Genomic DNA, 25,025 nt, shown 5'->3' on the forward strand with positions numbered 1-25,025 from the left:
ATTCAAAAAATGCATATCAGTTTTTGATTCTTCAAAAGAATATTTCAGAAGTCTGAGCTATTAAATTGTTGGTAAAATCCTGATATAAAGTAACTTTCTTTTTTGTCGAAATACCTTTTCAGGAATCTTATTTGTTCGACAAAAAGAAAGTCTAACGGTTTAATTAATGTTTTGCTAAAGTGGCAAGCACTGGAATACTCGAATGATTTATAACTGTTTCGGTAACGCTACCAAACAAGAAATGACTCAAACCAGAACGAGCTTTGGTCGACATCACGATTAAATCAGCTTGTAAATCCTCGGCCGCATGAATAACGCCGTTGCTTGCACTATAATCGTTATAAATCACAAATTCATGCTCAGTAAGATTATGCTCTTTTTCAAAAGCCGCCATTTTCTCGTTGATTGTTCTGGTATCCTCAAAACCGTCTGATGTGTTTACATAAACCACATACGTTTGTTCGATTTCATGACTTAGCGTTTTGATGAGTTTATCATCAAATGGAGTCTCGAAGTCTACAGCAAACATTACTTTACGTGGGTAGAATGTAGATATAGGCTCCTTGATGACCAATACAGGACAATTGGCATGTCTTACCACGCTTTCTGAATTAGAACCATCCAAAAACTCCTTCCAACCAGAAGCACCTTCCGAACCCATCACGATGAGGTCAATATCGGTTCTTTCAGAAATGGCTTCGCCTAATTCTTCGTAATCATCCGTATTGTATATCACAATGCTAATTCCATCATATTTAGGCGATTGGATGATAGTTTCCAATTGCTTTTGTGTTTGATTATGGATAGCCTCGTTGGTTTCTACATCATATGTTGAAATAGGAGCTTCTATAAAATCAATATTGGGTAATATGATAAAATCTTTATGGTATAAAACAATTTCGGCTGATGTTGCGCGAGCAAACATAGCTGCTACGTCTAATGCTGCTAACGAAAGTTCAGAGAAATCAGTGGGCACAAGTATCTTCTTCATGACTTTTATAGATTTAATGGAAAAACATCAGTTTAAAATGGTTATCTCCTAGAGATGAAGTAAAGTTGGAGTTTTTCCGAATTTAAAAACATGACAAAAATCATCTTTTCAAATGAAAGCAGTCACGATTGAAAAAGGATTTTGTGTTCAACCTGTTGAAATACTGGTAATTATAATTGAGTTTGTGAAGGTTGAAAAAAAAGAATTCAACGCTTATTCGTATACTTTTTCATGAAAAGCCAAATAGTCACACATTTTCAGCATGAAATATCTCTGGGCTAATTCATATTCATAAATAAGGGTATTGAGTAAGGATTTTTCGAAAACTAGTACATGTGCACTAGAAAGAACCTTTACGCCATAACGATGTTTTTTATCTGAAAGCATTTCTTCCAAACCCAAAAAACATCTAAAACCATCGATAACAATGGGTTTGTTATGTTCGTCTCGGAGTTCAAAAGCACCGTCTTTTAAATAAAATACAAATTCAGCGTCTTGTCCTTTTCTATACAAATACTCACCTTCTTTGAAACTTAATTCTATACCACTCGCTAAAATTTTACGTTCCGTTTCTCTCATTGTTTCTTTGCTTGCTATGAGTTGGCTAAATTAGGCGAGATTGCAAGCCCCTGAAATGATAATAGTCACTGGGCAAGCTGACATAAAAATTAGTCGTACATACTGCTAATTTTTACTAATTTCTCTGGGTTCAAAATTGTAATTTCACTACCATGCGTAGTAATAATGCCGTCTTCTTTAAATTCTGATAAAAAGCGAATGACCGTTTCTTTGGCTGTGCCAACAATCGACGAGAGGTCTTCTCTAGAAATCGAAATAGAGAATGGATTTTTACCTTCTTCTTGATAAGTACTTTTCAAAAGCAGTAAAGCCTCTGCTAATCGCTCGCGAACTGGTTTCATGGCTAGGTGAATCAGCTTGTCTTGCGTATCGCCCAAGGCACGAGCGAGCATTTTCATCAAATCGGTCGAAACTTTTACGTTTTCATCTACCAATTTATTGAACTCTGCTGCAGGAATAAAGCATACTTCTGTTTCGTCCAAGGCAATTGCCGAGGCGGTATATTTAGTATTGTCTATCAGCGAGCGATAACCTAAGGTATCACCCTTTTTGGCTAGCCTGATAATCTGCTCTTTTCCGTCAGATCCCATTCTACTTACCTTTACCTTACCGCTATATACGCAGAAAATACCCAGCGGTCTATTTCCTTCATGAAAGATTACCTGTCCTTTTTTATATGAGTTAAAACATTTGCTTTCATTCAGTTCTTCCAACTCATGAAGATGGCACTGTTTGAAGAGCGAACTATCTTTGAATTGGCAACTTTGACAATGTGGTGCTTGCGGTTTCATATATAACACTGATTAGATTGATAAATATCACTCTGCGAAGTTGCAAAAGGTCAGTATCGGAAAATATGAGTTTTATCAGTTTTTGAAATCACCTTACTCATATTTACTTCCGTGGTCAGAGGCAAATTTTGGAAAAAATTGTAGAGGCTATGGAAACGCTTACTGACGAGGCTCTGGTGTGTTACCATTGTGGTAATGATTGCCCAGACACCCACATACATATCGAGGAGAAGCATTTTTGCTGTGAAGGTTGCAAAACTGTTTACGAAATTCTTGACCAAAATAATCTTTGTAATTACTACGACATAGAACAAATGTCGGGTAATAGCCCTCAAATGGCTCATTTTGAGTTTTTGAATAATACCGAGATAACCAATCAATTACTAGATTTTAGAAGTGATAAAATTGCCAAAATCAGCTTCTTTATACCTTCGATTCACTGCTCATCTTGTTTGTATCTCTTAGAGAATATGTACAAACTTCATGAGGGTGTAAAGCAATCAAAAGTTGATTTTTTGAAAAAACAAGTGGCAATTACTTTCAATCCTGAAGAGTTAACACTACGCCAATTGGCCGAAATGTTGACTTCGGTTGGTTACGAACCACTGATTAGCTTGAACGATGTTGTGAAGGAAAAAAATAAGCCTTCATACAAAAAACTACTAACGCAAATCGGTGTAGCAGGTTTTTGTGCAGGTAATATTATGTTGTTTAGTTTTCCAGAATACTTGGGTTTGGACGACATGATGTACAAAAAGCTTTTTGGTTTGTTGAGTATGGCACTATCGATTCCTGTGGTGGCATATTCGGGCTCAGACTATTTTGTTTCGGTGTATAAAAGTCTCAAAAAAGGTATTATCAATATCGATTTTCCGATTCTTCTCGGGATTTTGGTTGCTTTTTTTAGAGGTACTTATGAGGTCATCTTTTTAGATGGAGCTGGCTATTTTGATTCACTTTCTGGCTTGATATTCTTCTTGTTGATAGGTAAATGGTTTCAACAAAAAACCTATAGTTTTTTGTCATTTGAAAGAGATTATAAATCATATTTTCCACTGGCTGTTACTCGATTAACACAAGGAAAAGAAGAGCCTATTTCGTTGAATGCTTTGAAAAAAGGCGATAAAATCCTCGTAAGAAATGGCGAACTCATCCCTGCTGACTCATTTCTGTACAAAGGCAATGCCCAAATAGATTACAGTTTCGTAACGGGCGAATCGGCATTGGAAGCTAAAAAAGTAGGTGATTTCTTGTATGCAGGTGGTCGACAAGTGGGCGAAACCCTAGAAATGGAAGTATTGAAAGAGGTTTCTCAAAGTTACTTGACTCAATTGTGGAACAATGACACTTTTCAAAAAAGCCAAGATTCCAAAATCAAAACCTTCTCAGATTTAGTAGGCAAGTACTACACTATTTCGGTATTGACCATTGCTGCTTGTGTTTCGATTTATTGGTATTTCCACGAACCATCAAAGGTAATCAATGCCTTTACCGCTATACTGATTGTAGTTTGTCCTTGTGTGTTGTCCTTGAGTTATCCTTTTGCGTTGGGAAATGGTTTGAGAATTTTGGGTAAACAAAATTTTTATCTCAAAAACGCCGATATCATCGAAACTATGGCACAATGCGACACCATTGTTTTTGACAAAACAGGTACACTAACAACCTCGGAGGGAAGTTTGCCAACTTTTCATAGTCAGCGCCCTTTGAGTCAGTTTGAAGAAATGTTGGTATCGTCCTTGGTACGAAATTCAACGCACCCCATCTCACAAAAAATCAAATACTTGTATCCTGAGCCTACTTTTTTAGAAATAGAAAATTTCCAAGAAATCACAGGGCAAGGTTTGAAGGGATTGTATGAAAACCACCAAATCAAATTAGGCTCGTTTGAGTTCGTAAATCCTGAAGGCAGAAAGCCAGAAAAAGGCTTCAATGCCAGTGTGGCGCATCTCAAAATCGACCATGAATATATTGGCTACTTTTCGTTGCCAAATCATTATCGTGCCGATATAGAGAGTCAAATTAGAGAGCTCAGTAAAACCTATCATACCTATTTGCTATCGGGCGACAATGAAGCAGAGCGTAATCAATTGAAGAGTTGGTTTTCGGATGAAAGCAATTTGAAATTTAATTGTACCCCACAAGAAAAACTTGATTTTATCAAAAAACTTCAAGCTCAAGGCAAAAAAGTGGTTATGGTGGGCGATGGACTCAACGACGCAGGAGCTTTGAAACAATCTAATGTTGGGATAGCCATCACCGACGATACGCTCAACTTTACGCCATCAAGTGATGGTATTTTGGAGGCCAATTCATTGCATAAGTTTACCGCTATTTTCAAATATAGCAAATACGCTTTGCGTCTGATTCAGTTCAGTTTTGTCGTATCCCTGATTTACAACTTCGTAGGTTTGACCTTTGCAGCCTCTGGCACTTTGCACCCTGTGGTGGCGGCCATTCTAATGCCAATGAGTTCATCTACCATGGTGATTATTGCCTCGGTGGGGATGATTTTGCGTGGCAAAAATCAGTTTAAGCAATGATTTTTGTCAACTCTATAGGCTAGCTAGTCTATTAAATTTGTTCCAAATTCGTAATGGTTTGGCTAAGGATAGTGTAAAAAAGCTCATCGGAAATTCGATTTTTTCCTTGTACCGTGTTGTGAGCATTGGCTCGCCTGCTGGCTTTCTGAGCATTTTTTACCTGTATTAGTCAAACATTTACCTAATCTATAAATCCCAATTACATGGCAATTTTATTATTTTTTGTAGCACACTGGTATCTGTCCTTATTTTCGCAAACATTCTTCTTGCATCGTTATGCGGCGCATCAGATGTTTACGATGTCAAAAGGGTGGGAAAAATTCTTTTATGTTTTTACCTTGATTACGCAAGGCTCTTCTTTTTTGAGTCCAAAAGCTTATGGTATTATGCACCGTTTGCACCATGCGTATGCCGATACCGAAAATGACCCGCATTCGCCAAGCTATTCAAACAACTTGTTTGATATGATGTGGAAGACCAAGAAGATTTATAACGACGTATTGTACGATAGAGCAGACATTGACCCAAAATTTAAAAAGAATGTACCTAACTGGATGTTTTTGGAAAAATTGGGTGACCAATGGTTAATGCGTATTTTCTGGGGTACGCTTTATACCTTATTCTACATGAAATTTGCTACTTCTCCTTGGGAGTACGCTTTGTTGCCAATTCACTATTTGATGGGACCTGTGCATGGCGTGATTATCAACTGGTTTGCTCACAAATACGGATATATCAACTTTAAGGTAAATGATACAGCAAAAAACTTGCTTCCATTTGACTTTTTGATGATGGGTGAGTCGTATCACAACAATCACCACAAATTGGGTGGTCGTGCCAACTTCGGCGTAAAATGGCATGAGTTTGACCCTACATATCCTGTGATTTTATTATTGAATGCCTTGCACATTATTAAGTTGAAGAAAAACAACGACTTGAATTATATGTAAAATTGGGTGATGAACCCTAAGACTTTGACGCAATGCTAGTCGCCAAAAGCTTAGGGTTTGACCTGAAACAAAATATGCTAAATGCTTAAAGATATGGGTAATAAATTTGAAGGTAAGACCTTTACGCTCGGCGAACAGATTACCGACGAGCAACGTGCTTTCTTTAATGAGTATGGTTTTTTACATTTTAAGAACTTTTTATCAAAAGAAACGGTCAAATTGTTTCTGAACGAGGCGCATCGTGTTGAAAAAGAATGGGTTGATAAGGGTATTGAGAAAATGAATGGTACCCCATTGAAGTTTGGAAAAGACCCAGCAGGAAATACGATGATTCAACGAATGTGTTTTCTTTCGACACATAGTGAAATATTACATCAATATCTGCAAGACCCACGTTTGAAGGCACTTTTGACTTTGTTAGAACCCAATAATAACCGTATTGCGGAGGTAGAAAAAGATGGGTTGGTCTTCAATCATTATATCAATCAGGATAATAGTAAATTTTCACAAATGGGTTGGCATACCGATAGCCCACGTGATTTGTTTTTGGGTCAAAAAATCTTGAAAATGCTCAATATCGGGACTCATTTGGACGATTGTCCTTTCGAGAATGGCGGTTTGAGAGTATTGCCAGGCACACATAAATTGAGCAAAATGAAGGTTTTGTTTTTGAAAAAACAATTTATCGACCATAATCCTGACCCTAATGAAGTCGGTTTAGACATCGAAGCTGGAGATTTAACAGTACATGATGGCGACCTTTGGCATCGTGTAGAAGTTTGTCCGTTTACGGGTGAAAAATCGCGCCGTCGTGTCATGTATTTTCCGATTATTCAAGGCAAATATGCGCCAAAAGACGAGAACAGTTCAACGCCATTTTATCACCGCTTGGCGAAGATTGTTCAACGATAATATTTACTGACACCATACACTATCCTAATGAATTTTGGGTAATCTTTAAATTCATATCAATCCAATTTAATTAATACTAAAGCACAAAGAAAACATCGAGAGGATTGCTTTTGGGCAGTTTACGGTGTTAGCTTTGTGCTTTTTTTCGAGACTTAGTTTAAAATCAAATTATTGCTAGGAAAGAAAAGCATTTAAGGCATTCCAAAAGAACTTTTTTAAGAACTTTAGTGTCAAAAGATTAACAGGCAACCTAACATTTTAAGACAGAAGCCATGAATCCAGAACAACATATAGAGACTAATACTCCCATTCCTATTGCCAAAAAAGCATTGGAAGGTCGTGAAGATGTCGAACTTCTTGTGAATACTTTTTATGATAAAGTACGAGATAATCAAATGCTTGGACATATCTTCGATCATGTAGCTCGAGTGAATTGGCAAAAGCATTTACCTAAAATGTACAATTTTTGGGAAATGATATTATTTGGCACAGAAGGATACGACGGGCATCCATTACGTCCGCATTTCGTGATTAATTCTGTGCACCAACTCACGATTCCTCATTTTGAGCAATGGTTGAGTTTGTTTTTTCAAACCTTGGACGAACTTTTTGAAGGTGAAAAGGCAGAAGAAGCCAAGCAAAGAGCCTACAATATCGCCAATGCTTGGGCACATAAGATTGATTACATGAATAAACTCAATGATTCACCTACCATAGAGGTGTCACAATCATAGTCCTGATAATAAGAAACTTACCTTGAAAGGCGCAAGAACGACTCTTGCGCCTTTTTTTATGCCCCTCCACAAGCAAGCCTTTTTTACTGACTTTTGTCATAAAATGGGCTAATAAATGCGAGTAAGCCTACTAACATTCCTCATAGCTGAACACGTCAGAAAGCCCCAATTTTGAGGCATAGAAACACAGAAAAACACAAAAAAATGCAAATCATCTTCATCATGATCGGAATTAGTTTGATGATGGCACTTGTTTTTTTAGCTGCTTTTTTTTGGTCGATGAAAGATGGACAGAACGACGATTTACATACTCCTGCGATGCGTATCTTGTTTGACGACCAAAAAACTAATACTAAATAAGCTTGTCAATCAACCACTTGAGTTAGACTCAAGCCGTCAGATAAAAATAGGAGAGTAGTATCGCTCTCAATCGCAATTATTCCCGTAACCAATTTATAATCTAAAAATATGTCAGCTATTAGTACACACATCGAACGCTTTGAGTACGACAATAAAATTGTCCGAAACTTTGCCGTTGCCACGATTATCTGGGGGATTGTGGGTATGTTGGTAGGCGTTATCGTCGCTTCTCAACTCTTCAAACCAGAACTTAACGTTACGCAATATGGTACTTTCGGACGTATTCGTCCTCTACATACCAATGCAGTAATCTTTGCTTTTGTAGGAAATGCCATTTTTATGGGTGTTTATTACTCTCTACAACGCCTCTGTAAAGCCAGAATGTTTAGTGATTTTCTCTCGAAAATTCACTTTTGGGGATGGCAATTAATTATTGTTGCAGCGGCTGTTACTCTTCCTTTAGGTTTGACAAGTAGTAAAGAATATGCAGAGTTGGAGTGGCCAATTGATATTGCCATCACTTTGATTTGGGTAGTGTTTGGTATAAATATGTTTGGTACAATTTTCAAACGTCGCGAACGTCACTTATATGTAGCGATCTGGTTTTATATTGCTACTTTTATTACAGTTGCAGTTTTGCACGTAGTGAACTCATTTGAATTACCAGTTTCAATTTTCAAAAGTTATTCTTTGTATGCTGGTGTTCAAGATGCTTTGGTTCAATGGTGGTATGGTCACAATGCAGTAGCATTTTTCTTGACAACTCCTTTCTTGGGATTGATGTACTACTACTTGCCAAAAATGGCGAATCGTCCCGTATATTCTTATAAGTTATCGATTTTGCACTTCTGGGCTTTGATTTTTATCTATATCTGGGCTGGTCCTCACCACTTATTATATACAAGTTTGCCAGACTGGGCACAATCATTAGGTACGGTATTCTCGATTATGTTGATTGCTCCATCTTGGGGTGGTATGATTAACGGTTTGTTGACTTTGCGTGGTGCTTGGGATAAAGTTCGTGAAGATGCTATCTTGAAATTTATGGTAGTTGGGGTAACTAGCTACGGTATGGCAACTTTCGAAGGCCCTATGCTTTCTTTGAAAAACGTAAATGCTATTGCTCACTTTACCGACTGGATTGTAGCACACGTACACGTAGGTGCTTTGGGTTGGAATGGTTTCTTGAGCTTTGCAATTTTATATTGGTTGCTCCCTCGTATCTATCATACTACGATTTATTCTAAAAAACTAGTAAATGTACACTTCTGGTTAGGTACTTTGGGTATCTTATTCTATGCTGTGCCTATGTACATCTCTGGTTTTACACAAGGTATGATGTGGAAAGATTTTACGCCAGAGGGTACTTTGAAATACGGTAACTTCCTTGAAACTACCCTACAAATTTTACCAATGCATGCTATGCGCGCCTTTGGTGGCTTGATTTACTTGACAGGTGCTATTTTGATGGCTTACAACTTGTTCAAAACAATGGCACAAGGTTCTTTGGAAGCAAACGAACCAGCAGAGGCTCCAGCTTTGGAAGTAGCTTACACGCCAACAGGAAGCGATACCTACTGGCACCGTTGGTTCGAACGCAAACCAATTCCATTATTGGTAGGTTCATTGGTAATGATTTTGGTGGGTACTGCGGTAGAATTGATTCCTACCTTCATGGTAAAATCTAACGTAGAAACGATTAGCGCTGTTCAGCCTTACACTGCACTCGAATTAGAAGGTCGTGATTTATATATCCGTGAAGGTTGTGTGAGTTGTCACAGTCAAATGGTTCGTCCGTTTAGAAGTGAAACAGAACGTTACGGTCAATATTCAAAAGCAGGTGAGTTTGTATATGATCACCCATTCTTGTGGGGTTCAAAACGTACGGGTCCAGATTTGCACCGTGAAGGCGGTAAATATCCAGACTCTTGGCACTATCACCACATGCGTGAGCCAATTTCAATGTCGCCAGGTTCTATTATGCCTCCATATCCTTGGTTGTTAGAACAAAAATTGAATACTGCTGACATTGAGGCAAAAATGAAAGCAATGCAAAAATTGGGTGTGCCTTATGATGCTTACCAAATCCAAAAAGCACAAGAGGATTTGAAAACTCAAGCCGATGGTATTGCAGCCAATCTTGCGAAGGAGGGTGTGAAAGTTTCTTCAGATAAAGAAATCATTGCATTGATTGCTTACCTACAAAGAATAGGTACAGATATTAAAAAAACAGAAACTGCGGCAAACTAATCTAAGTGATGAGTTTTGAGTGATGAGTTGTGAGTTTAAAATTCGTAATTCATCACTCACAACTCGCCACTCAAAACTCTCCTTGTTGCATTAAAAATCTAAAGCCATGTTTAAGCAATTTATCGATAAAGTAGACGGCGCTGATATCTATATGATTACTTCGTTTCTCATATTTATGGCCTTCTTCGTTCTTGTAAGCATTTATTTGTTCATTATGGACAAAAGTTACTTGAACAAAATGCAAAACCTACCCCTTGAAGACAGTAACCAAAATGAGCTTCAAGATGTGATTTCTATTTGACAACTTTCTAATTGATAACCAATCCAATGAAGCGATTATCTATTTTAGCTATATTAAGTCTGGTCTCATTCTCGATGTTTGCGGCCGAAGAAGCCCAAAACACGTTTCTTCCAGGACTTAAAACAGGTCAAGAGCTTTTTGTAATTACGTTACTTGGCCTAATGACCATGATTTGTGCGGTGATTATTGTGGTTACACTTAATCTTAACTCTCAAATCAGAAATATTTTCAAACCTAAAACTGAAAGTTCAGAGTTTGAACAGGCGATGCAAAATCGTACTTTCTGGCAAAAATTCTGGAGCTTGAAGCCAATTCAGTTTGAAAAAGACCAAATGATGGAGCACCAATACGATGGTATTGCTGAGCTTGACAACCCAACTCCTCCGTGGTTTATGTACCTTTTCTACATCACAATTGTTATTGGTATTTTCTATTTGATTGGCTACCACGTAATCGGAAATGGTAAAATCATGAACAATGAATATACCGAAGAAGTAACCATTGCTGAAAAAGCACGTGAAGAGTACATGAAAAAGTTTGCTAATTCGGTAAACGAAGACAACGTGAAAGTTTTGACAGATGCCAAAGGTGTTGAGGATGGTAAAAAGATTTATACTCAAAACTGTGTGGCATGTCACGGGGCGAATGGTGAAGGTGTTGTAGGTCCAAACCTAACAGATGAGTTCTGGTTGCACGGTGGTACACCAAAAGCTATTTTCCATACCATCAACGAGGGTGTTCCTGAAAAAGGGATGATTTCGTGGAAAAAAACATTGAATCCGATTCAAGTGCAACAAGTGTTGAGCTACATTGTGTCGATTCAAGGAACAAAGCCTGCAAATGCTAAAGCTCCTCAAGGAGATAAGGCTGAGGCTGCTGTTAGTATGAAGTAGTAGGGCTAACAGAAATGAGTAGCCTTTAATGATAAAGTTATTACGATTCGGACGTTCGAGACTTATGGGTAGTGCATAAGCCTCGATGCGTTCGAATTGTTTTTTAAAGAAGATGCATAGTGTCACTTGATTAAGGTTACTGGCAAAACAATATTTGATTAAATAGAAATGTAAAATTCGGGATATTAGAAATTTACATTCAAAATTCACAACTCACAATTCAGCATTGGTATTTACTATTTCTAATTCACTTATGTGCTGAAATTTAACTCTTAAAATTATGAAACCTCCTAAAATTGATACCACCGAATTTCGTGATCATCTTTCGAATGTCACTGAAACAGGAAAACGCATTTGGATTTATCCTCGCATTGTTGTTGGGCAACTCTATAGGCTAAGAACTTATTTTTCATGGCTATTACTAGGGCTTCTGTTTGGAATACCGTTCGTTGAAGTAAATGGCGGACCGCTATTCATGTTCAATGTACTGGAGCGAAAGTTTATCTTTTTTGGGGTAACTTTCTTTCCTCAAGATTTCCACCTCGTGGCCTTTGGATTATTAACTTTTATTGTATTCATTATTCTATTTACGGTAATTTTTGGGCGTGTATGGTGTGGCTGGGCTTGTCCTCAAACCATTTTCATGGAAATGCTTTTCCGTAAAATTGAAAACTTAATTGAAGGTGATTACCGTGCACAACAGCGATTGGATGCGCAACCTTGGAATACTGAAAAAATAGTGAAGAAAAGCGCCAAACATATTATTTTCTTCATAATTTCCTTCCTCATTGCGAATACCTTTTTGGCTTATATTATCGGTAAAAAAGAACTATTTTCTATCATTCTCGATAATCCATTGAATCATATTTCGGGATTAGTCGCTATTGTCATTTTTACCTTTGTATTCTATTTTGTTTTTGCCAAATTCCGTGAATTGGTTTGTATTGTAGTTTGTCCTTACGGTCGCTTACAAGGGGTATTACTAGACAAAAAATCTATTATCGTAGCCTATGACTTTCTTCGTGGCGAACCTCGAGGCAAAAAGAAAAAGGTAGAAGAACAGCCCAATCCATTAGAGGAACTTAAAGCTCTGGCAAATCCCAACGCCAACAAAGGACATTGTGTAGATTGTGGTATTTGTGTGCAGGTATGTCCAACTGGTATCGATATTCGTAATGGTACTCAGCTCGAATGTATTGGCTGTACAGCTTGTATCGATGCTTGTGATGAGGTAATGGTTAAAACTAACCAACCAACAGGCTTGATTCGCTATGCCTCTTTGGATGGTATTGAGAAGGGAAATAAATTGTCATTTAACTTAAGAATAAAAGCCTACACAGGCGTATTGGTAGCCTTATTGGGGATTTTGGCCTATATGTTGATTACCCGTAGTGACGTCGAAACAACGCTTTTGCGCACACCAGGCTTGACTTACCAAGAAGAAAAAGGGAATGTATCCAACTTGTATAATATTGAAATCTTGAATAAGACCATCAATGCTATGCCAGTTTCGTTGCGAGTGAAAGACTATCCTGCGGCTCAAATCAAACTGATTGGTAAACCTCTTCAGTTAAATAATAGCGATTTGACAAGAGGTTCATTCTTTATTGTGATTCCTAAAAAAGATTTGGAATCTCCTTCCATCAAACTCAAAGTCGAGATTTTAAGCAACGGACAAGTAATAGATGAAGTAAAAACCTCTTTCCTTGGCTCGATGGAATGATAGACCTTGCTCATTTAGTGATTTTAGATTGAGTGAATGAGTGATTATTCTAAAATTTGTATTCTAGTTGTAGAGACGCAATGTTTTGCGTCTCAAGCCGAGATAGTTTATCAAAAAAGGCGTTCGAAATTAATTTTTCGAACGCCTTTTTTGATACTATATTTTCAACATGATGCCTCCTTAGACGAAAAGAATTGCTTCTTTACAAGTGAAAATTAAAAATAATCACTCATTCACTCACTCACAACTCACTCAATTAGCTCGCTCGTTTAGTCTTTACAATAGAATAAACCGCTATCGCTACCCAGATTACATTAACTAAAGCTGAAGGATAGGCTTTGTGCGCAATTGTATTTACCACAAAGAATATCCCGCCAATCATATTACTCCAAATATATAAGGGCTGGTCGGCACGCAGTTTTCCTTGGATATTAAGCGCATACGCACCTACAATCAACACTGAGCCAATCCAACCTAAGGCTTCTACTAGAATATCAGTCCACAACATTATTTTTGATTTTTGATGAATCGGCAAAAGTACGAAATCTACTACAGACAGACAAAAAGGTAGGGAATCAAAGTCTCCTATCCATTTACACGTTGAACTCGGAAGTACGTGATGCCAAAATTGAGAATTTGGTTATACGGAATAAACAACTTGTCACAAAACAGATTGTACTCGTGGTGCTGGTTCTTTTTAAGAATATGGCTAAACTCCGTATTATGCTTGTCAATCACCTTTCTTTTCACCTTGCCAAGTTCTATCAATTCACAATGCCCATCTTTGTTGAGCTGATAATCCAATAGGAAACCAGAATACACAAAAAAGTCATTATCAATTTTGACACAAACGTTCATGTAGGTCAAAATCTCCTCCGTATCTTTTTTTAGGAACATTTTTCCAGAAAAAACATAGTGAAAAGCATTGTCAAACTTCAGCACTAAAAAGCGTTCATCTAGGCGAAATGATAGCACAAGGCGCTGTAGCAAACTACCCATGACGTAGCTAAAAAGTAGCAGACAAGCATTATAACTAAAAATCGGAATTAGATGCTTTTGTACTTTCGAAAGCACCACCTCGTCGGGACTCGATAGTAACTTTGGCAACAATCGAAAGTCTACATAAAGAGATGGGTGATATTTGTTAATCATCAAAATACCAAGACATTGAATTACCATCCCAAATCCTAAAGTTGTAGCGATTTCGGCAAAATTACTGGCTCGTAAATGATAATTAGAAAGATGAATCGGAGAATATGCTTTTCGGAAAAGTCCCCCAGGAAGAATAAAGAATAAAATAATCAGCGCAACGCCGTAGGTGATTCCTGACATAAATGCAGTTAAGGTTTACAGGAAAAGCTGTAAAAGAGGTATTTACTAAATTTCAGAAACTCGTTCGACACGGAAAGAGCCTTTAGTTCCAGAGATTGTAATGATATTTTCGCTATTTCTGTCACGATCAATAGCTGAAAGTAATTGCTCAGCCATATTTGCATCTGACAAAATCAATTTTGAGTTTTTTCCCAAAACTGGATAATCTGATTCGGCAGAACCAAATAAAAAAGCCATGATATTTTTAAGAAGAGCCATAATCACGTAGTGTTTACATCATTAAGAATGGAATCTAAACAAAATTACATTCGTATTACTAATATAACTATTTTTTGAATAAAATATTTTGTAAAAGACAAATAAGTTTGGAGTTTTGAATGATGGGTTTTGGGTGTATATTGTTGGATATGAGATTGTTACCTTTAAAGATAACTTCAATCCGACTTTTATGGATGTAATAGATTGATAACTAATGCTTTGCAATCATTCCTCCTAATTCTACACTAAAACTAAATACTGGTGGATGCAAATCACTTTGTTCTGATACACTTTTCACTTTGCTTCTTAGCCTTTACCTTTGTTTTCTTATTTCTTACCGAGGACTACAACCAACCATGATTGAAAAAAAATTATTAGCATACTGGAAAACGTGTTTGGCGCAAGCCATGAAAGCCAATATTGATGTAGAAGTAAACGAAAAGCTTCGTTTTTCTGCAGATGTCTGGCGCTTGGGAATGATTGATGAACAAGTATGCGAAACATTTTTTCAGGAACAAGAAAAAAAACGCAACCACGAAAAAGGTATTCGCTCAGACAAAGACCCCAAATGGGAACGTCCTGAGGTGCTACACTTGCTGGTTTCGCCCTGCTATCTCGAACCACAGCGAGAGGAGCACCTATTTTTTACACCAAAACCCATTTATCCTTTTTGGTTTCCGATTTTACTCCATCGAGGAGGCCATTTTTCGATTGTGGATGAGTACTTTCCAGTGGTTCCTCGTGAATGGATGAGCCCAGTGGGGAATGAAGATACTGATTTCGTTTTCTGCCAATTAGATTCCCTTGAAGAGCTTTTATCCAAAGACAGAAATACTTTTTTACGTTGGGAGAATTATGTGGAATATCTCGAAGAAAGCTTTTTCGCTTTGCGAGAACAATCCATAGAAGAGTTTTCTGAGGACGATTATCGTGTGGTTTACGAAACTACGATTGTTGTTCCCGAAAAGGATATGCAAGCGGGTGCTGCCATTGTATCCTTGTATGAGCACCTCGAAAATGCCAAGCAATTACCTTCTTTACTGAAGGATATGATTGGATTGAAGGAACAAAAAAAGCTTACTTCTCCCGTAAAAATTGCTCAATGGTTAGAAACTCATTTACAACATTTGGGTCAAATGGGCGGTGCTTTTCCCTTGAGTATTTCGCAACGAAATGCCTTGGCAACGCTCAGCCAAGAACGTAAATCGAGTGTATTTGCGGTAAATGGCCCTCCTGGGACTGGTAAAACAACCCTAATTCAGAGTATTGTTGCCAACCAAGTAGTGCAGACTGCCATTCAAGGACAGGACCCTGCGATTATGTTGGCTTGTTCTGCCAATAATCAGGCTGTGTTGAATATTATTGAGAGTTTTAAACCGCAGCGCGCCGAACGTTTTCAGGATTTGCAAGATCGCTGGCTGCCTGATTTGGAAGGATATGCTACCTATTTGCCTGCAAGAAATAAAACTGAAAAAGAACTCGTCAATATCAATTATATGAAATTGGACGATTCGGGGCTATTCGCTCGGCTGGAAGAAGAAGCCTATGTCGAAAAAGCTGAAAGGTATTTCCTCAACATGGTCGAGCGCTATACACACAAGCGAACTGATGATATTTCGGAAGCTTATTTTTGGTTACAAACTGAGATTAAAAATCTCCAAAAATCACTCGAAGAAGGCAGGATTTTATGGAAAATCGTTTGTGAAAAAATGGCAGAATTTACCCAGCGATCAATAGACCCAAAGCACTGGGCTGATTTGGAAGAAAATCAGGATTACTGGTTAGCCATTGAGAGTAGTATCGAAGACCAACTGTATCATATTCAGGCTACTGCCAGACCGATGATTCGACAAACGGTTTTGAATTTAGAACCACTAAAAGATACATCCAGAAGTCGTTTAAAAAGTTTTTTTGAAACAAAATTAAAGTTGATTCAAGAAGTCATAAAAGCTTGGGCTATTTGGGAAAAATGGAAGCGTCAGTACGGTATTTTTTCGAATCCTTGTACAGATGAGGAAAAAGTTTGGGAAAAGGATTTTTTAAAACTACGACAGTTTAATAGTCGTAATCAATATTTTTTTGATGAAGTAGATACTCAAATTAGATATAAAGCCTTTTTGTTGGCAATCCATTATTGGGAAGGACGTTGGATTGAAGCTATCTCCGACCAGCTCAAAAATGAGTCGCCCAACAAAGGGTTGGCTGGTCGTAAACTTATGTGGCGTACCCGTGCCATGCTTACACCTTGTTTTGTAAGTACCTTTTTTATGGCGCCTCGTTTTTTCTCTTATCTCAAATTTGCAGGAGAAAATGAAGACGGGAGTAAAAAATGGGAAACACCACCCATGTTAGAATTTGTTGATTTTCTAATCGTTGATGAAGCAGGACAAGTAAGTCCAGAGGTGGGTTTGGCAAGCTTTGGTTTGGCCAAACAAGCTGTCATCGTTGGTGATATTCAGCAAATTGAGCCAGTTTGGAATACTATTTTTAAAATAGATTTAGGGAATTTACTGAAAAACGAATTGATTGAAAATGAACAAGATACGTTTTTAAGCAAGTTGCAAGAAAGAGGTTTTGCAGCGTCTAGTGGATCAATTATGAAAATGGCTTTGGAAGCGACAGACGTTTTTGACCCTATTAGTGAACAAAAAGGTATCATGTTGTTAGAGCATCGTCGTTGTCATCCTGCCATTATTAGCTATTGCAACGATTTGGCTTACAAAGGACTTTTGAAACCTATGAAATTGTCTGATGTTTCCCAACAAATTTTCCCCCCAATGGTATTGCTAGACCAACCAAGTACTTCGACGGTGAGGAATAAAGAAAGATTTAACGAAGAGGAGGCGGACGAAATTTGCCGTTGGTTATTGGCTAACAAAGGTACTATTGAAAGGCATTATACGGAGAAAGCAAAGCAATATAAGCGTATTGAGGAGTTGGTTGGCATCATAACACCCTTTAGAGGTCAACGAAAAATTTTATACAAAAAACTAAAAAAAATAGGGATAGATACTCACCTCATGAAAATAGGCACGGTTCATGCTTTACAAGGTGCAGAGAGAGAAATTATTTTATTTTCTCCTGTATATGCCCCAGACGATGCAGAGGTATTCTTTTTTGATAGAAAAAATCGTCCGAATATGCTAAATGTAGCTGTATCAAGGGCTAAGAGTAGTTTTGTGGTGATAGGGAATGCTGGGGTTTTTCAGAAAAATCCAACTGCACCCTCAGGAAAACTCTATCAGTATCTTTCCAAAATTTAACTTTTTTGCTTTGCTTATAGCGGATTGGTTATGAAGTGAAAACTGAATTATGTTGAACTTTGGAATGAAATTTTTGTGTCAAATAATGGAGTGCGACTATTTTTTCAAGATACCTTACATTTGAAAATTAATAGCGCTTGCCTTTAGTAGAAAATTTTGTTAATCAAATGCGTCCAAACGAATGGCTTTTTCGTAGATATTACCTAAGCAAGATTTCGTAATCATACAACCACTAATACCTCGATACGAAATTTTCGAATGGGCTTTTATAGCACCGTATTTTGTTAACCAATACACTTCGTGCTTCAAATCTATATGAATCAATTCAATCAACATAACGACACTCATCTGACTTCAACTACAGGATTTTCAGAGTTTGTTTATGAGTTTTTTATTAAAGATTTATGGACTTGCTCAATTAATAATCTTGATAGCTTTTGGTTTGCACCCCAATTAGTCAAATTTTTGGGTTATGAGAGTGTGCAAAATTTGGCTCATCATCCCGAAGCATTCCATCCTGAAGATAAAGAAGAATCTAGAATATCTTTAAAGCAGTTTGTTGAAACCCTACAACCTGTGCTTGTTTTGGAGTTTAGAGCCAAACATTTTTTTGGTGATTTGATCTGGATACGAGCAAAATGTGGTTGGAATGACAATGCCGATGAAAAGGAAATCATTGTTCACTTCGAAAATATTACTTCCCTCAAAATTCAACAAAAAATCCAAACGAATTTAGTACTCACGAGTCAGTGGGGAGACAACGAAGGTCAATTACAGTTATCCAAAGAAATCGTTACAAAAAGTAGCCAAATGGCTAGCATTGGTGCTTGGCAAATTGAGTTGCCTGGCTATCAAATGAAATGGACGAAGGAAGCAAGAGAGATATTGGAAGTACCTGCCGACTTTGACTTGGATGTGGAAGGTAGTTTGAGTTTTTATAAGGAACCAAGAAGTAAATCTATTTTATTTGAAGCGCTCAAGTCAACAGTAGAGACTGGTATTCCGTTCGACATAGAACTAAGTATTGAGACTTTTACAGGTAATAAAAAATGGATACGAATCATTGGAGAAGGAGAATTTGAGGGGAAAAAATGTAAAAGACTTTACGGTACTTTTAAAGACATTACCAAAGAAAAAGAAAGTGAAGTTGAAATTAGAAATGCGAATAAACTGTTTAAAAAGCTTTCTAATCAAGTTCCAGGCGGATTATACCAGCTAAAACGTTACAACAATGGGCGTATGACCATTGTGTATTGTTCAGAATCTTTATTTGACTTATTTGAAACTTCGGTAAAATATAAGGAAACCAGTTATGAGGAGGCTTTTTCAAGAATTCATACCAAAGACCTAACAGGTTTACTGGGAGCTATCGAAGAGTCCTATCAAACGTTAGGAGTGAAATCTATTGACTTTCGTTTGGTATTACCTCAAAAAGGCAAAATTTGGGTACGTAGCGAATCCACACCAGAACGTGTAGATGATGGGGTAATTTGGCATGGATATTTACACGATATTACTAAACAAAAAGAAGCAGAATTAGAGATTGTTCGTTCAGAGGCCAAGTTTCGTGCTTTGTATGACTCCACGAGTGATGCGGTTTTGGTACTTTCTCAATATAGATGTCTAGATTGTAATCCTGCAGCGATTCGACTTTTCGGTGCTAAATCAAAAGAATCTCTTTGTCAAAAATCGGCATTAGACTTGTCTGCCAGTTTTCAAAAAGATACTGAAAATATTGCCGAAACTTTAAACGGGCATGTGTTACAATGCCTTCAAAATCAAAACCATCAATTTGAGTGGATTTGTCAAAAAGAGGATACTGATGAAACCTTTTTGGCAGAGGTTTTATTGTCAAAACTCAATATTGAAGGTGAGCAATTGATTCAGGCGGTGGTGAGAGATATTACTTCTCGTAAGCAAATAGAGCAACAATTGCACAATGCAAGAGAACATGCTGAGGCAGCGAGTAGAGCCAAATCTGAATTCTTGGCAAATATGAGTCACGAAATTCGGACGCCACTCAACGGTGTGATTGGGTTTACTGACTTATTAATTCGCACGGGTCTGAACGAAATGCAGAAGCAGTATGTGTCAACAATTCATCACTCGGCACATTCACTGTTGGATGTAATTAATGACATTCTTGATTTCTCTAAAATAGAAGCAGGCAAACTCGAACTTTCATTTGAACACATCGATGTTTTCGAATTAGGAAGTCAAGTAGTGGATTTGGTAAGTTATCAGGCGCATCAAAAAAACTTAGAGGTATTGCTTCACATTTCGCCTGCTATTCCGAGATACCTGAATGCAGATGCAGTGCGTTTAAGACAAATTTTAGTCAACCTTTTGGGCAATGCAGTTAAGTTTACCCATCATGGGGAGATAGAGTTGAAAGTAGAACTTGTGGAGGCTGTAGAACTCAATCATAATATTCTTAGGTTTTCGGTAAGGGATACAGGTATTGGAATTGCGCAAAAAAATATTGTGAAAATTTTTGAGGCCTTTTCTCAGGAAGATGCCTCGGTTACGAGAAGATTTGGTGGAACAGGTTTAGGATTAACAATTTCAAATAAATTGTTGTCCTTGATGGGTAGTCAACTACAATTGGAAAGTGAATTGGACAAAGGAAGTACGTTTTTCTTCGATGTGGCTTTTGAAAGTTATGAAGATGAAAACATTGCCTTTGATTTACAAGGTACCTTCTCGCACGTGTTGGTGGTAGATGATAATGGAAGTAACCGTGCCATTTTAGAAGAAATGCTGGGTATATCTGGTATTTATGCCAAATCTGTTGAGTCTGGTACAAAAGCTATCCAATTCTTGAAGGAAAAACCAGAGGATGCTGAGCTGATTATTATGGACTACCATATGCCTGAAATAGACGGCTTGGAGACCATCAGAATTATTCGTCAAGAGCTAGGTTTGGATATGCCAATTATGCTTTTACACAGTTCTTCAGATGATGATTTCGTCATTAAGACCTGTGAAGCTTTGAACGTTGGAAAGAGAATGGTGAAACCAATTACCATTCATAAGCTATATGAGGCAATACTTCAAATAAGTGGACGTTCTAAGGATAATAGCCTTAATTTTGACAGAGTAAATAATGCCAATAATCTTATGAAATCGGGTGATTACACGATTCTGATTGCAGAAGATAATAATGTAAATATGTTTTTGGCATTGACTGTCCTAAAGGCTGTGCTACCAGATGCACATATTATCACGGCCGAAAATGGACGAGAGGCCGTTGAGATGTACGAAAAACACTCACCTAATTTGATATTGATGGACATTCAGATGCCTGAGTTGAACGGCTATGAAGCGACCCAAATTATTCGTAGTAAAGAATTTATTAAACACACCCCAATCGTTGCGCTCACAGCAGGTACAGTTAAGGGCGAGCAAACCCGATGCTTAGAGGCTGGCATGGACGATTATATAATGAAGCCATTCGTGAGGGATACCCTCGAACGAGCGCTAAAAAAATGGCTCAAGATAGAACAGAATATGAATAATCCAATTGAAACAGCCTTACTTAGTTCGATTGATACCCAACATTTAGATTTTGCCGATTTGTCTAAAAGAATGGGAGAAGACCCCGAACTTGCTAAAGAGGTACTAGAAATGGTATTGATGCAGTTTGAAACTATTACAGGTCAATTCCAAACGCTAATTGATGATGGTAACCTAATTGCGCTCAACAAACTAGGTCATAAAATGAAAGGGACTGCGCTTTCGGCAGGGATGCGAGAGCTTGGTACTAAGGCAGGAAAAATAGAAAGTTTAAAAGTATTTGATAAGGAAAAATTTAATGAGCTTTTAAGCGAGTTTGATGCTGAAATTGAAGTAATAAAACCGCTCATTTATCAGATTCTTAATGGCTAAAATAAGCATTCTATTGCAAGGCTATCTCCAAAAGAGATAGCCTTTTTTATTTGTATGCTCTGGTCTGTGAATTTTTGTTTTCAATCGGAAAGTCTTTAAGTTTGATGTACAAAAATCATTTTAACAAAATACCACCCATGCAAGAACAAAATTTTCAAAATCATTCCAAGTATGTAATTGGTTATCATGTCATTACCTCAGTATTGCTTCTTGGTGCCCTAATCACTGCGATTATTTATACTGTAAAAAATATTGGAGAACAGACATCGTTATCCCTGACGCTTCTTTTGACTATTAGCGCACTTTTAGGGGTGTTTGGGTACGCAAGAGTTTTTGCGTTACGTGCACAAGATAGAGCCATTCGAGCAGAAGAAAATTTGCGCTACTTTGTACTGACAGGCAAACTTTTGCCATCAAATTTGCGAATGGGACAAATTATCGCCTTAAGATTTGCACCTAATGAGGAACTAATAGCCCTAGTCGATCGCGCAACGAAGGAGTCTCTTTCTGCCAAAGATATCAAACAAGCTATTCAAAACTGGAGGCCAGATTATCACCGAGCGTAAAATATTACTAACGTATTAATGCCCAATGAGGTGGATTAATAGTTTGAATATATCTCTCAGAAAACCATAAATTCATTTTGCCGACAGCCCAATAGAACCATTTTATTTTACCCAATTTTGCAATTCTATAAATACTTATGAAAAAAATATCAATGACTTGGCTGCTTTTTTCGCTTCTATTTACGATGTGTATAGAAGGAAAAGCGCAAAAAAAGGTACCTCTTTTTAATTCGGAACAACTAGAGATTTCGTGGAAAGTTACCGATAATGCTTTTGAAGGAAAGAGACAGTATGTCTCTGTTTTTACCCTAAAAAATACAGGCAAACAAGCACTTCCAAAATCAGGTTGGAGTTTGTATTTTAACTATATCCGAGATATTGACCCTAATGCTATTTCATCAAATGTTTCGATTGAGCATGTCAATGGAGATATTTTTAGATTGAGTCCCAAAGCTAATTTTGCTGGCCTTGAAGCCTGGAAGACATTAGATATTAGCTTTATCTCTTCCGAAATTTTTGTCAATATTGCTGATGCACCATTTGGCTTATACTGGGTCAACGAGCAAAAGCCTGAGGAAGGAAAAACGATTCAGAAATACAAAGTAATTGCTCCTACAGAGGATAAAGTTGGCTATTTGACCTCTGCACAATTGTATGCGAAAAATGATTTAATTCATCCACTCAATGCTAGTGATTTGCCCCCGATTTTTCCAACGCCACAATTTTATCAAAAAAGCAATGGAAACTTTGAGGTAAATGCCACAACTTCTATGGTTGCACCCTCAGAATGGCAACATGAAATCAATTATTTTCAGGAGGATTTGCAAAAGGTTTTAGGTAAAAAATTATCAGAAACTTCTCAGGCAAGTAACAATGCAATTGTATTTAAAAAGCAAGCAGACTTGGCAGAAGAAGCGTATCATTTGATTGTTGCTCCAACACAAATCACCATTAGTGCTTCTAGCAAAAAAGGAGCTTTTTATGCTATTCAATCGCTTAAGAACCTATTTCCTGTGACAGTTTGGAAAAATAGCGTGGAAAAAATCCAGATTCCATGTTTGAAAGTAGAAGATGCTCCTCGTTTTGGTTTTAGAAGTTTGATGTTGGATGTGGCAAGGAATTTCCAAAAACCTGCCGAGCTAAAGCGAGTTTTGGACTTAATGTCAACCTACAAACTAAATGTACTGCATTTGCACTTTATCGACGATGAAGGCTGGCGATTAGAAATCAATGATTTACCTGAATTAACAACAGTCGGTGCTAATCGTGGACATTCCTTAGATAGTAAAAACTTTCTTCCTGCATCATTCGGGGCTGGTCCAAATGTTGGACAAAGTTCAGGAAGTGGTTTTTATAGCAGAGCCGAGTTTATTGACATCTTGAAATATGCCACCGAGCGACATATTCAAATCATTCCTGAAGTGGAATCCCCTGGACACGCTCGTGCTTCTATCAAGGCTATGGACGCTCGATATGAAAAATATAAAGCCCAAGGAAATATGGAAGAAGCCGAAAAATATTGGCTTCGTGACCCAGATGACAAGTCTCAATATCGTACTGCTCAACTTTGGACGGACAATGTTATTTGTGTAGCTCGTCCATCAGTGTACACTTTTCTCGAAAAAGTAACCGACGAAATTATTGCTATGTACAAAGACGCTGGTGCGCCTTTGACGACTATTCACTTTGGTGGAGACGAAGTCCCAGCTGGAGTTTGGGAACAATCACCACTTTGCGAGGCGTTAGTAAAATCGGATCCAACCGTTGACAATATCGATGATTTATGGTATTACTATTTTGGGAAAATCAACACATTCTTGAAAAAGAAAGGGCTGTTTTTGTCTGGTTGGGAAGAAATCGCCATGCGTAAAACACAATTGATGGGGCAAAAAACGATGATTCCTAATCCTCGTTTGGCCAATGAAGGTTTTCAGGTAAATGTTTGGAATAATATGATTGGTTGGGGTAATGAAGATTTACCATATCGCTTGGCAAATGCGGGCTATAAAGTAGTCTTATCTTGTGTCAGCAATATGTATTTTGATTTGTCTTACCAAAAAACGTACGAAGAGCCTGGCTATTATTGGGGTGGTTTTGTGGATGTCGATAAGCCATTTTATTTTATCCCTTTTGATTATTTCAAAAATTCAACAGAGGACAGAAGAGGAAATCCGATTGAGCAAAGTTATTTTATTGGTAAAGACAGATTAACAGATTTTGGGAAAAGTAATATCGTCGGCATACAAGGTTTGCTTTGGAGTGAAAATGTTAAGTCCCCAGAAAGATTGGAATATATGTTGCTGCCAAAAATGCTAGGATTGGTAGAAAGAGCTTGGGCTCCTGACCCTCAATGGGCGCAAACTGCCGATACTCAGTTGTCCAAAAAGCAATATCAAGAAGCTTGGAATGTGTTTATAAATACGATTTCGCAAAGAGAACTTCCTAAAATAGAGGCATTATCGGGAGGCTATCAGTTTAGAATACCTACGGCTGGTGCAAAAGTGGAAAATGGTAAGGTATATGCCAATATCCAGATGCCTTCATTTGAAATTCGCTATACTATGGATGGAACCGAACCTACAGTACAAAGCAAGTTATACACTGAGCCAATTTCGGAGAAAGGAACAATCAAATTAAAGGTGTTTACTCCTAATGGAAGAGGAGGGAGAAGTATCGAAATTAAAAATTAAT

19 protein-coding genes are annotated in these 25,025 nt (G+C 37.6%); 13 read left to right on the forward strand and 6 right to left on the reverse strand.

Annotation, left to right across the window (positions count from 1 at the left end; genetic code table 11):
- Positions 1-163: 163 nt before the first annotated feature.
- The 3 genes from QM524_RS02725 to QM524_RS02735 form a co-directional block, all read right to left on the reverse strand.
- Positions 164-991, reverse strand: a complete 828-nt coding sequence (locus QM524_RS02725) for a universal stress protein (protein WP_283343374.1) — start codon at positions 989-991, stop codon at positions 164-166.
- A 213-nt stretch (positions 992-1,204) separates the two neighbouring features.
- Complete coding sequence (locus tag QM524_RS02730) at positions 1,205-1,570, reverse strand: cyclic nucleotide-binding domain-containing protein (protein ID WP_095167136.1); 366 nt, start codon at positions 1,568-1,570, stop codon at positions 1,205-1,207.
- A gap of 89 nt (positions 1,571-1,659) precedes the next feature.
- Complete coding sequence (locus QM524_RS02735) at positions 1,660-2,361, reverse strand: Crp/Fnr family transcriptional regulator (protein WP_095167134.1); 702 nt, start codon at positions 2,359-2,361, stop codon at positions 1,660-1,662.
- A 149-nt stretch (positions 2,362-2,510) separates the two neighbouring features.
- Between QM524_RS02735 and QM524_RS02740 the strand changes: the two genes are divergently transcribed.
- The 9 genes from QM524_RS02740 (at position 2,511) to ccoG (ending at position 13,027) form a co-directional block, all read left to right on the forward strand.
- The gene (locus QM524_RS02740; protein ID WP_283343375.1) at positions 2,511-4,904 is read left to right on the forward strand and encodes a heavy metal translocating P-type ATPase; all 2,394 of its coding nucleotides are present in this window, start codon (positions 2,511-2,513) and stop codon (positions 4,902-4,904) included.
- Between the two features lie 203 nt (positions 4,905-5,107).
- Positions 5,108-5,854 (forward strand): acyl-CoA desaturase, encoded by a 747-nt coding sequence (locus tag QM524_RS02745; RefSeq protein ID WP_095167130.1) that lies wholly within the window; start codon positions 5,108-5,110, stop codon positions 5,852-5,854.
- Positions 5,855-5,935: 81 nt separating this feature from the next.
- Positions 5,936-6,766, forward strand: a complete 831-nt coding sequence (locus QM524_RS02750; RefSeq protein WP_229241814.1) for a phytanoyl-CoA dioxygenase family protein — start codon at positions 5,936-5,938, stop codon at positions 6,764-6,766.
- 272 nt (positions 6,767-7,038) lie between these two features.
- Entirely contained in the window at positions 7,039-7,500 is a 462-nt protein-coding gene (locus tag QM524_RS02755) for a group III truncated hemoglobin (protein ID WP_283343376.1), read from the forward strand.
- A 204-nt stretch (positions 7,501-7,704) separates the two neighbouring features.
- The gene (gene ccoS, locus QM524_RS02760) at positions 7,705-7,860 is read left to right on the forward strand and encodes a cbb3-type cytochrome oxidase assembly protein CcoS (protein ID WP_166576598.1); all 156 of its coding nucleotides are present in this window, start codon (positions 7,705-7,707) and stop codon (positions 7,858-7,860) included.
- A 108-nt stretch (positions 7,861-7,968) separates the two neighbouring features.
- Positions 7,969-10,110, forward strand: coding sequence for a cytochrome-c oxidase, cbb3-type subunit I (gene ccoN / locus QM524_RS02765; RefSeq protein ID WP_283343377.1), 2,142 nt, complete (start codon positions 7,969-7,971; stop codon positions 10,108-10,110).
- A 106-nt stretch (positions 10,111-10,216) separates the two neighbouring features.
- The gene (locus QM524_RS02770) at positions 10,217-10,411 is read left to right on the forward strand and encodes a hypothetical protein (RefSeq protein WP_283343378.1); all 195 of its coding nucleotides are present in this window, start codon (positions 10,217-10,219) and stop codon (positions 10,409-10,411) included.
- Between the two features lie 26 nt (positions 10,412-10,437).
- Positions 10,438-11,304, forward strand: coding sequence for a cbb3-type cytochrome c oxidase N-terminal domain-containing protein (locus QM524_RS02775; RefSeq protein WP_283343379.1), 867 nt, complete (start codon positions 10,438-10,440; stop codon positions 11,302-11,304).
- Between the two features lie 280 nt (positions 11,305-11,584).
- Complete coding sequence (gene ccoG / locus QM524_RS02780; protein WP_283343380.1) at positions 11,585-13,027, forward strand: cytochrome c oxidase accessory protein CcoG; 1,443 nt, start codon at positions 11,585-11,587, stop codon at positions 13,025-13,027.
- 256 nt (positions 13,028-13,283) lie between these two features.
- Here the strand turns inward: ccoG and QM524_RS02785 are convergent, their stop codons facing one another.
- The 3 genes from QM524_RS02785 to QM524_RS02795 form a co-directional block, all read right to left on the reverse strand.
- Positions 13,284-13,535: a CBU_0592 family membrane protein gene (locus QM524_RS02785; protein WP_283343381.1), complete on the reverse strand. Its 252-nt coding sequence runs from the start codon at positions 13,533-13,535 to the stop codon at positions 13,284-13,286.
- A 77-nt stretch (positions 13,536-13,612) separates the two neighbouring features.
- Positions 13,613-14,359 carry a hypothetical protein gene (locus QM524_RS02790; protein WP_095167116.1) on the reverse strand — a complete coding sequence of 249 codons (747 nt, stop codon included), beginning with the start codon at positions 14,357-14,359 and terminating at the stop codon, positions 13,613-13,615.
- A 45-nt stretch (positions 14,360-14,404) separates the two neighbouring features.
- On the reverse strand, positions 14,405-14,617 hold the full coding sequence (locus QM524_RS02795; RefSeq protein WP_095167114.1) for a hypothetical protein: 213 nt from the start codon (positions 14,615-14,617) through the stop codon (positions 14,405-14,407).
- A gap of 356 nt (positions 14,618-14,973) precedes the next feature.
- Between QM524_RS02795 and QM524_RS02800 the strand changes: the two genes are divergently transcribed.
- From QM524_RS02800 to QM524_RS02815, 4 genes are all read left to right on the forward strand, one after another.
- Positions 14,974-17,880 carry a DEAD/DEAH box helicase gene (locus QM524_RS02800; protein ID WP_283343382.1) on the forward strand — a complete coding sequence of 969 codons (2,907 nt, stop codon included), beginning with the start codon at positions 14,974-14,976 and terminating at the stop codon, positions 17,878-17,880.
- A 315-nt stretch (positions 17,881-18,195) separates the two neighbouring features.
- On the forward strand, positions 18,196-21,768 hold the full coding sequence (locus tag QM524_RS02805) for a response regulator (RefSeq protein ID WP_283343383.1): 3,573 nt from the start codon (positions 18,196-18,198) through the stop codon (positions 21,766-21,768).
- A 137-nt stretch (positions 21,769-21,905) separates the two neighbouring features.
- Positions 21,906-22,334: a DUF6526 family protein gene (locus QM524_RS02810; protein WP_283343384.1), complete on the forward strand. Its 429-nt coding sequence runs from the start codon at positions 21,906-21,908 to the stop codon at positions 22,332-22,334.
- A 137-nt stretch (positions 22,335-22,471) separates the two neighbouring features.
- Positions 22,472-25,024, forward strand: a complete 2,553-nt coding sequence (locus QM524_RS02815) for a family 20 glycosylhydrolase (protein WP_283343385.1) — start codon at positions 22,472-22,474, stop codon at positions 25,022-25,024.
- Position 25,025 lies beyond the last annotated feature (1 nt).

Origin of the sequence: Flectobacillus roseus (genome assembly GCF_030056595.1) — a bacterium.
GTDB lineage: Bacteria > Bacteroidota > Bacteroidia > Cytophagales > Spirosomataceae > Flectobacillus > Flectobacillus roseus.

What these genes read in the sequence shown, in the direction of transcription:
- QM524_RS02740 (WP_283343375.1), top strand. Translation starts at nt 2,511, where the DNA reads ATGGAAACGCTTACTGACGAGGCTCTGGTGTGTTACCATTGTGGTAAT.
- QM524_RS02745 (WP_095167130.1), top strand. Translation starts at nt 5,108, where the DNA reads ATGGCAATTTTATTATTTTTTGTAGCACACTGGTATCTGTCCTTATTT.
- QM524_RS02795 (WP_095167114.1), bottom strand. Translation starts at nt 14,617, where the DNA reads ATGGCTCTTCTTAAAAATATCATGGCTTTTTTATTTGGTTCTGCCGAA.
- QM524_RS02805 (WP_283343383.1), top strand. Translation starts at nt 18,196, where the DNA reads ATGAATCAATTCAATCAACATAACGACACTCATCTGACTTCAACTACA.
- QM524_RS02815 (WP_283343385.1), top strand. Translation starts at nt 22,472, where the DNA reads ATGAAAAAAATATCAATGACTTGGCTGCTTTTTTCGCTTCTATTTACG.
- QM524_RS02725 (WP_283343374.1), bottom strand. Translation starts at nt 991, where the DNA reads ATGAAGAAGATACTTGTGCCCACTGATTTCTCTGAACTTTCGTTAGCA.
- QM524_RS02770 (WP_283343378.1), top strand. Translation starts at nt 10,217, where the DNA reads ATGTTTAAGCAATTTATCGATAAAGTAGACGGCGCTGATATCTATATG.
- ccoN (WP_283343377.1), top strand. Translation starts at nt 7,969, where the DNA reads ATGTCAGCTATTAGTACACACATCGAACGCTTTGAGTACGACAATAAA.
- QM524_RS02785 (WP_283343381.1), bottom strand. Translation starts at nt 13,535, where the DNA reads ATGTTGTGGACTGATATTCTAGTAGAAGCCTTAGGTTGGATTGGCTCA.
- QM524_RS02730 (WP_095167136.1), bottom strand. Translation starts at nt 1,570, where the DNA reads ATGAGAGAAACGGAACGTAAAATTTTAGCGAGTGGTATAGAATTAAGT.
- QM524_RS02810 (WP_283343384.1), top strand. Translation starts at nt 21,906, where the DNA reads ATGCAAGAACAAAATTTTCAAAATCATTCCAAGTATGTAATTGGTTAT.
- ccoG (WP_283343380.1), top strand. Translation starts at nt 11,585, where the DNA reads ATGAAACCTCCTAAAATTGATACCACCGAATTTCGTGATCATCTTTCG.
- ccoS (WP_166576598.1), top strand. Translation starts at nt 7,705, where the DNA reads ATGCAAATCATCTTCATCATGATCGGAATTAGTTTGATGATGGCACTT.
- QM524_RS02750 (WP_229241814.1), top strand. Translation starts at nt 5,936, where the DNA reads ATGCTTAAAGATATGGGTAATAAATTTGAAGGTAAGACCTTTACGCTC.
- QM524_RS02755 (WP_283343376.1), top strand. Translation starts at nt 7,039, where the DNA reads ATGAATCCAGAACAACATATAGAGACTAATACTCCCATTCCTATTGCC.
- QM524_RS02790 (WP_095167116.1), bottom strand. Translation starts at nt 14,359, where the DNA reads ATGTCAGGAATCACCTACGGCGTTGCGCTGATTATTTTATTCTTTATT.
- QM524_RS02800 (WP_283343382.1), top strand. Translation starts at nt 14,974, where the DNA reads ATGATTGAAAAAAAATTATTAGCATACTGGAAAACGTGTTTGGCGCAA.
- QM524_RS02735 (WP_095167134.1), bottom strand. Translation starts at nt 2,361, where the DNA reads ATGAAACCGCAAGCACCACATTGTCAAAGTTGCCAATTCAAAGATAGT.
- QM524_RS02775 (WP_283343379.1), top strand. Translation starts at nt 10,438, where the DNA reads ATGAAGCGATTATCTATTTTAGCTATATTAAGTCTGGTCTCATTCTCG.